Source organism: Ruegeria sp. E8, from assembly GCF_056533985.1.
Genome location: NZ_JBQFOY010000040.1, coordinates 1 through 10,011, shown reverse-complemented (window position 1 = coordinate 10,011; position 10,011 = coordinate 1). Strand labels below are relative to the sequence as shown.

At 52.2% G+C, this 10,011-nt stretch carries 12 protein-coding genes and 1 pseudogene; 7 read left to right on the top strand and 6 right to left on the bottom strand.

The window, feature by feature from the left end; translation table 11 throughout:
• The 3 genes from ACR0LF_RS23325 to ACR0LF_RS23315 form a co-directional block, all read left to right on the top strand.
• The coding region (locus ACR0LF_RS23325) for a c-type cytochrome (protein WP_480856492.1) at positions 1-734 on the top strand (734 nt) is incomplete at its 5' end.
• Between the two features lie 165 nt (positions 735-899).
• Positions 900-1,781 (top strand): cation diffusion facilitator family transporter, encoded by an 882-nt coding sequence (locus ACR0LF_RS23320; protein ID WP_480583919.1) that lies wholly within the window; start codon positions 900-902, stop codon positions 1,779-1,781.
• Between the two features lie 147 nt (positions 1,782-1,928).
• Positions 1,929-2,753: a hypothetical protein gene (locus ACR0LF_RS23315; RefSeq protein ID WP_480583916.1), complete on the top strand. Its 825-nt coding sequence runs from the start codon at positions 1,929-1,931 to the stop codon at positions 2,751-2,753.
• Positions 2,754-2,828: 75 nt separating this feature from the next.
• On the opposite strand, the gene ACR0LF_RS23310 is transcribed toward ACR0LF_RS23315, so the two are convergent.
• From ACR0LF_RS23310 to ACR0LF_RS23300, 3 genes are all read right to left on the bottom strand, one after another.
• Entirely contained in the window at positions 2,829-3,476 is a 648-nt protein-coding gene (locus ACR0LF_RS23310) for a response regulator (RefSeq protein WP_480583913.1), read from the bottom strand.
• Positions 3,473-4,876 (bottom strand): sensor histidine kinase, encoded by a 1,404-nt coding sequence (locus ACR0LF_RS23305; RefSeq protein ID WP_480583910.1) that lies wholly within the window; start codon positions 4,874-4,876, stop codon positions 3,473-3,475. The genes ACR0LF_RS23310 and ACR0LF_RS23305 overlap by 4 nt, the downstream gene beginning before the upstream one ends.
• A 103-nt stretch (positions 4,877-4,979) precedes the next feature.
• Complete coding sequence (locus ACR0LF_RS23300; protein ID WP_480583907.1) at positions 4,980-5,378, bottom strand: MerR family transcriptional regulator; 399 nt, start codon at positions 5,376-5,378, stop codon at positions 4,980-4,982.
• A 99-nt stretch (positions 5,379-5,477) separates the two neighbouring features.
• On the opposite strand from ACR0LF_RS23300, the gene ACR0LF_RS23295 reads away from it, so the two are divergent.
• From ACR0LF_RS23295 to budA, 3 genes and pseudogenes are all read left to right on the top strand, one after another.
• Positions 5,478-5,801: a hypothetical protein gene (locus tag ACR0LF_RS23295; RefSeq protein WP_170724270.1), complete on the top strand. Its 324-nt coding sequence runs from the start codon at positions 5,478-5,480 to the stop codon at positions 5,799-5,801.
• Positions 5,802-5,853: 52 nt separating this feature from the next.
• A pseudogene (locus ACR0LF_RS23290) lies at positions 5,854-6,024 on the top strand (GDCCVxC domain-containing (seleno)protein); the annotation flags it as partial.
• A 331-nt stretch (positions 6,025-6,355) separates the two neighbouring features.
• Entirely contained in the window at positions 6,356-7,150 is a 795-nt protein-coding gene (budA, locus tag ACR0LF_RS23285) for an acetolactate decarboxylase (RefSeq protein WP_480583904.1), read from the top strand.
• 171 nt (positions 7,151-7,321) lie between these two features.
• Here the strand turns inward: budA and ACR0LF_RS23280 are convergent, their stop codons facing one another.
• From ACR0LF_RS23280 to ACR0LF_RS23270, 3 genes are all read right to left on the bottom strand, one after another.
• Positions 7,322-8,065, bottom strand: coding sequence for an alpha/beta fold hydrolase (locus ACR0LF_RS23280; protein ID WP_480583901.1), 744 nt, complete (start codon positions 8,063-8,065; stop codon positions 7,322-7,324).
• Positions 8,066-8,185: 120 nt separating this feature from the next.
• Positions 8,186-8,653, bottom strand: a complete 468-nt coding sequence (locus ACR0LF_RS23275; RefSeq protein WP_171210380.1) for a lytic transglycosylase domain-containing protein — start codon at positions 8,651-8,653, stop codon at positions 8,186-8,188.
• Positions 8,654-8,761: 108 nt separating this feature from the next.
• The gene (locus ACR0LF_RS23270; protein WP_480583926.1) at positions 8,762-9,748 is read right to left on the bottom strand and encodes a DMT family transporter; all 987 of its coding nucleotides are present in this window, start codon (positions 9,746-9,748) and stop codon (positions 8,762-8,764) included.
• 27 nt (positions 9,749-9,775) lie between these two features.
• On the opposite strand from ACR0LF_RS23270, the gene ACR0LF_RS23265 reads away from it, so the two are divergent.
• Positions 9,776-10,011 (top strand): hypothetical protein (locus ACR0LF_RS23265; protein ID WP_480856491.1); only part of this gene is annotated, 236 nt, incomplete at its 3' end.

Here is a 10,011-nt window from a genome sequence, read left to right as displayed (position 1 = left end):
AGGATGCGGTTGGTGAAGACAAGCTCATGCTTTCCGGTGGTCGCCGGTTTGAGACGGAATTCGGCACATTCATTGCCCCCAACATTTCCAGCCACCCAGAAGTTGGTATTGGGTCCTGGTCTGCCCTGGATCTGGCCAACGCCTTGATCCATGGGACCGGACCAGAAGGGCAGCACTATTTTCCAGCGTTTCCCTATACATCTTACGCCAACATGTCAGCGGATGACATCGTTTCGCTTCACGCGTTCCTCGGCACTCTGCCACCAGCCACAACTGCAAGCGTTCCGCATGAGGTTCACTTTCCCTTCAACATTCGACGCGGACTGGGGGGATGGAAGCTTTTGTTCATGTCGCCAGGCTGGGTAGTCGAAGGTGATCTGACCAACCAACAAAAGCAAGGCCGGTATCTGGTGGAGGCGTTGGGTCACTGCGCCGAATGCCATACGCCGCGAAATGGCTTAGGTGGTCTGAAACGAGACCTTTGGCTGACAGGTGCACCAAATCCAAACGGGAAAGGTCGCATCCCGGGCCTCACCTCAGACCAGCTTGATTGGTCCGAGGCTGACATCGCCGAATACCTGAAATCCGGCTTCACGCCGGACTATGACAGCGCAGGTGGTGAGATGGTGGAGGTCATCGAGAACACATCACGCCTCACGGATGAGGATCGTTTGGCGATTGCCGCCTATCTCAAAGCTGTTCCTGTTTCGTCGACGGGGCTTCCATCAGAGTAACAGTCGTTCGGCGCCATGCTGCGGGGACCAGATGCTGTTGCCGGTCGCCAGTAGGAAGCTGTGAGGCCTATTCCCTTTTCACCAAACACCTGTTTTACGTTTTGAACATCGGAGCTCACCAATCACCCGAGTTTCTGTTCATGATTGACTGAGGGTCGCGGCCAAATGACACAAAAAATCGCTCTTTGGTCCATTCCAATATCCATTGCGGTACTGGCCCTAAAACTGTTGGCTTGGTGGCTGACGGGCTCAGTGGCTTTGTTGTCGGACGCAATGGAATCTACCGTGAATGTCGTTGCCGCGCTGTTGGCGTATTTCGCAGTTCGGGTCGCGAACAAGCCCCCTGATAAAAACCATCCGTTTGGTCACAAAAAGGCCGAGTATCTTTCCGCTGTCGTCGAGGGCGTGCTGATTGTGCTGGCGGCGTTCTTGATCATCAGAGAAGCAGTGCTGGCGCTCCCAAACCCGCATCTGGAGGATGCGCCGCTGCTCGGCATCATTGTCAATGTCATTGCAACGGGTGTGAATGGCGCATGGGCCTACCTATTGCTCAAAATCGGCAGGCGCGAAGGTTCGCCTGCATTGGAAGCAAGCTCCCGGCACATTTTCATAGATGTCATGACCTCAGTTGGTGTCATCGCAGGTCTGATACTTGCACTTGTCACCGGCTGGCTGATCCTTGATCCGATCCTGGCAATTCTTGTTGCACTGAACATCTTGTGGGAGGGCTGGAAAGTTATTCGGTCGTCCGTCGATGGCCTGATGGATGTGACATTTTCGGACCATGACTTGCAGATTGTTTCCAACGCAATCGAAGCAAATCTCGGCGCAGCCTTAGAGTACCACGACCTCAAAGGGCGCAGATCCGCGAATGTCATCTTCGTGGAGTTTCATCTTGTTGTGGACGGCACAATGCCAGTCAGCGCGGCGCATGATATATGCAATGACATCGAGGAAGAATTGGATCGTTTGTACCCGGGTTCCGTCTTTGTCATTCACCTCGAACCTGATGACGAGTTGAAGGGTGACGGGGTTAACTCCCACTAAACTGGTCAAATGGCTTTGCAAAAACTTTATTGGTTTGACTGATCTGACTAAGACGTTCGGCTTGAAATTCGTCAGACCTAAGACCGATGTGGGAAAGCCGAACCAGAAGTAATCTGTCTCCAATGTCACGAAGCGAGATGATCAAAATTGGAGGCGAAAATGAAAATTCAAAGAAAACTGGGGCAACTTCTTAGTACTGCGGCGTTTGCTTCGTTGATTGCGGCGACGCCTTATGTGCCAGCGTTTGATGCCGATGGTCGCCTACATTTTGAACCGTCATATGCCTTTGCCAAGAGCGGCAAGGGGAAAGACGGGGATGATCGTGACGATGACCGGGATGATAACTCGGGGTCGGGTAATAGCGGCCGTGGTGGCGACCGGGATGACGATAGAGACGATGATCGCGACGACGACAGAGATGATGACCGTGACGACAATTCGGGATCAGGCAAAAGTGGTCGCGACGACGATGACGATGACGATGACGATGACGATGATGACTCCAAACGCTCCAATAGAGGCAGCGGAAAGAAGGATCGGTCTCAAGCAGGGGGCAAAGCGTCGGGTTCGGCTGGGATAACAAAGGTCGAAACAAACGCTAACGGCATTGAAGTGCGTTACGCCGACGGAACCAAGGAGGAAATCGAAAACGGGCGGTATGAGAGAAAGAATGCTCAGAACCGAACTGTTGAGGAGCGCCCTGCGACTGGTGCTGACGTCTCCAGGCTTCGGTCTTTGGCAAATGGCATCTCAATCGACAACGTGCGTTCTTCTGGGCAAGGCGGCACTGCTGGAAGTCGACCCACGAAAATCGAACGCCAGGGCAACAATATCGAAGTGAACTATGCCAATGGTTGGAAAGAGGAGATCGAGTTTGGGCGCTACGAGTTGAAAGACCCGTACAACCGGACTGTCGTTGAGAGAAACGCAACGGCCTCTGATCGCCGGAGGTTACAGTCGGTTGCAAACTGAACAGCAACTCCAGTCGATAATCCGTTGGCGGCTTCTCTTAGTGAGGGGCCGCCATCGTCGTCAAAGAGGCCGCAGTTAATTTCCCTTGTTCCAAACATCATGGGCGATGAGTGCGGCCTCTACCCGATTTCGCGCATGAAGCTTGGACAGGATTGCCGTCATGTAATGCTTCACGGTCTTTTCCTGAAGGTCTAACTCGTCAGCGATTTCACGATTACTCAGTCCTTTGGCCACACGCCTAAGTATTTCCTCCTCACGATGCGTAAGGTCATCGAGAATGCTGCTGTTTATAGACATGCCGGTGTCAGCGTTGATTTGAAGCAATACCCGCGAGGCCAAGCCCGGAGAAACGAACCCTTCACCTGCGGCGATGCTGTTTAGTGAAGCGGTCAATTCGCTCGCGGTTACTCCCTTCACAATGTACCCAATCGCGCCCGCCTCCAACGCGTCCGCGACGTCGCTGCTATTCTCTGAGACCGTCAAGATTGCGATGAAGGGCGGATTTGCCATTGCCGCAATTTTACGCGTCGCGCTTATCCCGCCACCGGGCATCGAGAGGTCAAGAATGGCTATGTCCGGCTGATGCGTGTCGACCAGCGATACTGCCTCTTCAGCGCTGGACCCAGCAGCTAAAACTTCAAAACCATCAGCTTCATCCAACGTGCGTTGTAAACCATCCCTGAAAATTGGATGATCGTCCGCTATAATGACAGATGTTGTCATGATGCACTCATCTTTCTGGAAAACAGTGTCATAGCAATGGTGGTGCCTTCGCCCGGTCTCGATGCGACTTCGAATCTGCCACCAATACTCTCGACCCGGTCTCGCAAGCCCATAAGCCCCTGGCCACCATCGTCTCGCAACGCGGCTTCTTCTGACCTGTCAAATCCAGGTCCGTCGTCTTTGACCTTTACAACTATGCGGTCGTTCTGCGCCTCAGAGATAACGGTGCACTTGGAAGCTGGAGCATATCTCGCTGCATTGGAAAGCGTCTCCTGAAGGAACCGAAAAACGCACAGCTTGTCGGACAATGACAACGCTGGGTCCTGGGTACCCAGGAATGAAATATCCGGTCGCAACGGGCTGTGTTCTGCGTGATCCTCTACGGCTCTCTTCACAACATCGACGAGTGACAGGCTGTCGATATCTGGCGCGGACAGCCCTCGCGATATCGCACGAATTTCAGCCAGAGATTTTTGCAAAGACTGCTGAATTTCCTCTGCCTCTTTAGGCCTCTCGGACTCCTTGGAAAACGCCGCCTCCAGTCTAAGTGCGGCGAGCGACAGGTATTGCGCAGGACCATCATGCAGTTCGGCACCGAGTTTCTTTAGGAACCGATCTGTTTGCGTGGCATATCTTTCCGACGCGTCGACCACACGCGACCGCAACAGGGCATTCTGCTCAGCCATCCTCTCACTTTCTGTCAGGCGCTGTTTAAGAAGATGCCCCTGTCGTCGAATTGTTTTGTCGCCAATTGCGACGATGGAATACAGAACAATCGTACTCGTAAGAAATGCGGAACCGACGACCAACCAACTTGTTCGCCTGGCCTTGGCTAAGTCTAACTCAAGCTGATCTGCTCTTTCGTAGAACTCCGCAACTGCGATGATTTCGCCGGACCAGAGTTCGCGGATGGGGCTGTAAACTTCAAGTAATGGTATTCCCAATGCCGCCTCGGCGGCGCTCTCGGCATGATCAAGCTCTTCGAAAGAGCCGGAGATTTCTCCGGTCCATGCTCGTTTCAGATCATCCGTTGGATTGAAACGGTTCCCAATGATGTCTGTATCCGAGGCATGTGCAATCACGCCGCCTTGCTTCCAGAATTTGTAGGAGACAATGCGGTCACGCATTGGCTGGGTCATGAAAATCTCGTCCAGCGCCAGGCTCGCCTGCTCAGAAAGGTGGTCGCCATGTGCCAATTCCTGGCTGAGCGGGGATATTACGCTTTCCATATATAGCGCTGCGGAGTTGGCGGAGTTTTGGACGACTGCGTTTTGGATTCGATTCGACACCCAAACCCCGACTATTGCGGTAGCAGTACCCATCACGAAAATGCTGGCCGCAAGAAACACTCGCGACAACGACCAATTGCTTATCGTCAGGTCAGTTACATTCGCTTTCATCGTGAAATCGACTATGAACTACAATCTGTTATCGCACCACAGACCTTGGTCTGATGTGATCTGGCTAAATCTCAGATCCTGAGCTTCCACCCAGTGGCCAGAGTCAGATATAATCCATCGTTCTCAGTCTTTGCAGCATCGGGCATTGAACGTTTCCGCTATCACAATTGGCCGTAAGCTCACTCAAGGCGTGCTCCAGGCGGCTGAGCTCATCAATTTTGCTTCGAACGCTGGCAATGTGTGCCTCGGCCAGTTCTTTCACAGATCGACATTCTTCGGCACTTCCTTCTGACAGCTCCAAAAGCGCTTTTGCGTCTGAGAGAGGAAACCCCAGGTCGCGGCATTTCTTCAAAAATCGAAGTCTTCCAACATCGCTTGCTGAATAGAGGCGGCGATTGTTCTGAGCTCGTGCGGGCCTTGGCACTATACCTTCGCGTTCATAGTAGCGGATGGTTTCTATTCCAACCCCGCTTTGCCGGGAAGCCTCACCTATCGCAATCATGTGAAGTACCTCCGCTTGATCCTGTAGTTACTACAGGAGTTATACGCTCTGAATGCCGGTGCCTCAACACATTCAAACCGAGTGCCCAGGGAGCGAAAGATGAAGAAGTATTTGACCCTCAGCTACCTGGGATCGGTTTCCGCTCTGGGGGTTGCGACATGCTGTGTTCTTCCAATGGCCATGATGTTGCTCGGCTTGGGTGGCAGTTGGTTGGCGATATTCGGAAAAATAGCGGCAGCAAGCTACTATGTTCTCGCCATCTCAACAGCGCTGATCGCGGTTTCGTGGTTCGTAGCGCATCGAAACGGGACGTTGGCAAACCTGAAATGGTGGCTTGTCGGAAGCACGGCGATCACCGCGCTGGCATGGGTCATCGTGTTCAATGAGGCTCAAATCAACGATTATCTAATCATGCAGATGTGAGACAATGACAAAACAAACTGTGGTGCTGGATAGCACTTAGACCTGCCCTCGGTGTGGGCACGTTGAAATCGAGAAAATGCCAACTGACTCGTGCCAGTGGTTTTATGAATGCAAATCATGCAAGGCAGTCTTGAAACCACTAAAAGGCGATTGCTGTGTTTTTTGTTCCTACGCAACTGTCCCATGTCCGCCGATTCAAGACGGCAGTTTGTGCTGCGGTTAGAGGCAATGCCAGCTTTCTTCGCATTTCTGACGCTCTACGACAGGGATGCTACTTGGCAGCGAATTGGAGCTTTGTCCCTTCGACAGCCTACGCACGCTCGCAGCCCGAACCGGACATTCAAACTCATTCTTCGCGAGTTGTGTAAACGGGCGTGCAGGTTCACGACCTAGGAGGAGAGCAGATGTTCACCAGGTTCTTCACAAACCCAACGAAGGCCCGCGTATACTAGCAGGGCCTTTGCTGTTGCCTGATCGTATGGAGAGCGAGATACTGGGCGTGCTTCCAATCCAAATTCCAAAAAACATCAAGAAACACCAATTGGTGGAAATTCATGCCTAAGGACACAGAGTTCACCTTTGCAACCGCTGCCGCCAGCCATAGCAATGAAAAGCGATTTGAACCGAATGAACATGCGCACGAGTACTATCAGACGTCGCTGTTGAGTGCTGTGATGCAGGGTGTTTACGACGGAACGGTCACTATAGGTGATTTGCTGAAACACGGAGACTTTGGCCTCGGCACGTTCAATGCGCTCGACGGCGAGATGATAGTAATAGATGGCATAGCGTACCGGCTGGATGGTGAAGGAAAAGCATCAGTTGCAAGTGACACAGCCATGACCCCTTATGCTGCTGTCATCAATTTCGAACCCACAGTGTCGCTTTCGCTGGATGAGACAACGGACAAACACTCCTTTGAAGGTCGACTGGATGGGCTAGCAGAAGCGAAGAACCTATTTTACGCCGTTCGATTTACTGGGCGCATCAAACACATCAAGTATAGAAACGTCCTACGTCAGGACAAACCCTATAGACCTCTGCTGGAGGTCGTGAAAACTCAGGCAGAATTTGAGCTGAATGATGTGGACGGTACAATTCTGGGATTTCGGTGCCCGGACTATGCGGTGGGTATCGGTGTGCCAGGTTACCACCTTCATTTTATTTCGAGCGACTTGAGTAAAGGTGGGCACGTACTGGATTACACTCTTTCCGGCGGCCGATTGGAAATTGACCATACGTCTTCTTTGCACCTTGAACTTCCGGAAACCAGATCCTTTTCTGACGCTAACCTGACCGCAGGTGCTTCGGCAGACGGTATCCTGAAAGCAGAAAGCAACGATAGCTAGACAACTTTAAGTACCCCGAATGAGCGCGCAATATTCCGAAGCAATGAAAGTTGTAAGTACTCTGACTTCGGGGAGACGGTAGATGCAACTAGAAGTGGAGCCTCATTACTGAGCTTTTATATTTCCGAAATACGTAACCCGGAATTCATCCGACTCCGATTTGTGGCCTTTTTAGGCTTCTTCGAGCGCCTCAGCGATTTTGTTTGCGAGCATTTCTGGCTGATCAACGCTCGGCCAATGTGTGGCGTTTTCCAAGACGACCCGGCTTATCTTGTTTTCTTCTAACCAACGGACAGTGCCTTTGGGGCAATTGTCGGGGTTATAAAGGTAGGTGATATTTGCTGCACGTTGCAAAACTTCACCAGGTACGTGGTGTGTTGAAAACTTCTGGGTGTCGATGCCGAGCTGCCAAAGTGCTACAGGATCGGCCTTTGAGACTTCGTCGCGATATCTTCTTATGATAGGTGCGGATTTCGCCATTTCATCCAGTCGCATTAGAAACGCTCCGCGAAATTCTGCCGGGTCACTGTAGTCAGCGGCTATCCCGGAAAAATAGGCATCTGCGGCAGTAATATTTCCTTCCAACGAAACGATGGTGGTCAAAGGACAGTCAGCCCGGCCGGCGGCCAAGGAAGCTATGATTGAAGCGACCGAATGGGCGACAATAATCTCTGCCTCATACTTTATTGCTACATTTTTCACATATTTCGCCAGGGCTTCGAGAGTTGTTCTCCCAGCCAGGGGCTGAGCACCAAATCCTGGAAGATTGATGGGCAACAAACGATGGCTGATGGCAAGATGTGTCTCAGCCAATCCGTCAAACATGCTTCCATTGTCGCCAAAGCCGGCAACGAACAAAATGATCGGCCGATTGTCACGCACCCCTTTGAATTTTCTTGAGTATTCGGCGCACATATCAATCTCCTGAACTCTGCCGGACGCGCAATAACATGGCTCCAACGTGCAAGCTACTTTGTGTAAAGAAGGCTGTTTGCGGTGTATCGGGAGCTTTCTGCAACTCCTGTGGGAAGGACGTCAGCCGCAGTATTTTCGGACCTCAGTATCTCTAAGTCCCGTGGCGACAAGCATGCATCTGTTTCGGGCTTCGTAGTAATACCCGCGGGCATACCACATGACCGCTTCGGGCTCACTTCCATCTGAAACCATCCAGGCACCGCGCAAGTATTTCACGGCGTATGTCAGGTTGGTTTGCGCGTCCAAGAGGTCGGAAGCCTCTCCGCGAAACCCCATTTGGCGCGCTGTCGCAGGCAAAATCTGCATCAACCCGTAATAGGGACCGTTGCGGGCATGGGGACGATAGTCGCTTTCTCGCTGGATCACTCGGTGTACAAGGCTACGCGGCACTTCGTTTGCGTCTGCGGTTTCGTTGATCATCAGGCGCAGCTCGGGCGTCTCGCCGGGATAAAGTCGGGTTATTGGCTCTGCGGGTTCATTGCCGCAAGCGGCAAGAAATAACGCAGCAAGAACGGCTGTATATCGCATCAAAATTCTCATCCCATTAACTATGAGCATTATCAGTGCTCAACCGCGATTGATATTCAATATCCCAGGGTATTTTTGAGCGACTTTTGGCCCGAATTGATTTGGCACCTAATACCGACGGTGCACTCTCTTTTCAGTAACAACGTGCCGTTCTTTCTGACTCTCACGCACAAATACAAACAGGCCTGACCCCAAGATCAGTGCGATACCGATGGTGACCGGCAGGTTTGGGAGCTCTCCCCAGATGACCCATCCCCAGAAAATAGCCATGGGTAGACCGACATATTCAAACGGCGCCACTGTTGCAGCGTCTGCCATGCGGTAAGCCTGGCCGAGGCAATACCCGATGATTGCGGAATTGAAACCGAGTCCAATGAACAACCAACGGTCAGCCCCTTCGGGCCAAACCCAGGCACGCAGCAAGAAGATCAAGCTTTGGTTTTCAAACGCGCTGGCAAAGCGCCCATCCCCTGCTACCGACCAGAACAACAGGCTGACGACGATAAAGCACGCTTGAATGTACACAGCCATTGCTGAGGCTTTCGACTTTGCGCCAAGGAAACGGGTGAGCACGTTGTTGAGAGCATAGGTGAACGCAGCAAGAACCGGTAAGGCATACATCAGCAGACCAACCTCACGCTCGCCACCCGCCTCCCAAGGGCGGGTCATGATCACTACGCCTATGAACCCCACGAGCACGGCACCAATCCGCATCGGCCCAACTTTTTCGCCAAGCAGCGGGATACTCAGCAAAGTGATCATCAATGGGGCTACGAAGAAGACGGCAGTGGCTTCTGCCAGAGGCATCACCGCCAGGGCCGTAAAGAACGTCAGATTGGCAATAACAATCAGTAGACCGCGCAAAAGGTGAAGCCCCGGCTGATCGGTTTTGAGGATGCGCCAACCGCCCTCTATCTGGACGAGCGCCAGACTAAACCCGATCCCGATTAACGATCTTGTAAACACCATCTGGTGCAAAGGGTAACCGCCAGACAGGAATTTGATCAGCATATCATTGATGGAAATCGCCAATATTCCGATCAGTACGAATGCAATACCAACTGTCGGGTTTTGTAGTTTTTGTTCAGCTTTCATGGAGTGCCCTTTCATCGGGCCACTACCATGGGCCAAGAAATTGATCACGTCGCTTTGCGACACGGTAAGTTAGTCAATTGTCCGCGGCGCGAATCCGGAACCGCTTTCATTCTCGCTCTAAAAACCTTTGCGCTGAAGGCAGTGATTAGCAGCTTCCCTTACCCTTCTTTTTTCGGGTCGCTTGGGGACAAGATCATCTTCGATAGTGAGGTAAGCTCACAAGTGCAGCAATGGAGCCTCCGAATGCCGACAGGAAAACGACC

Excerpts from the sequence above, each read along its gene's own strand:
- ACR0LF_RS23275 (WP_171210380.1), bottom strand. The coding sequence starts at position 8,653 with ATGCGATATACAGCCGTTCTTGCTGCGTTATTTCTTGCCGCTTGCGGC.
- ACR0LF_RS23295 (WP_170724270.1), top strand. The coding sequence starts at position 5,478 with ATGAAGAAGTATTTGACCCTCAGCTACCTGGGATCGGTTTCCGCTCTG.
- ACR0LF_RS23270 (WP_480583926.1), bottom strand. The coding sequence starts at position 9,748 with ATGAAAGCTGAACAAAAACTACAAAACCCGACAGTTGGTATTGCATTC.
- ACR0LF_RS23320 (WP_480583919.1), top strand. The coding sequence starts at position 900 with ATGACACAAAAAATCGCTCTTTGGTCCATTCCAATATCCATTGCGGTA.
- ACR0LF_RS23310 (WP_480583913.1), bottom strand. The coding sequence starts at position 3,476 with ATGACAACATCTGTCATTATAGCGGACGATCATCCAATTTTCAGGGAT.
- budA (WP_480583904.1), top strand. The coding sequence starts at position 6,356 with ATGCCTAAGGACACAGAGTTCACCTTTGCAACCGCTGCCGCCAGCCAT.
- ACR0LF_RS23280 (WP_480583901.1), bottom strand. The coding sequence starts at position 8,065 with ATGTGCGCCGAATACTCAAGAAAATTCAAAGGGGTGCGTGACAATCGG.
- ACR0LF_RS23305 (WP_480583910.1), bottom strand. The coding sequence starts at position 4,876 with ATGAAAGCGAATGTAACTGACCTGACGATAAGCAATTGGTCGTTGTCG.
- ACR0LF_RS23300 (WP_480583907.1), bottom strand. The coding sequence starts at position 5,378 with ATGATTGCGATAGGTGAGGCTTCCCGGCAAAGCGGGGTTGGAATAGAA.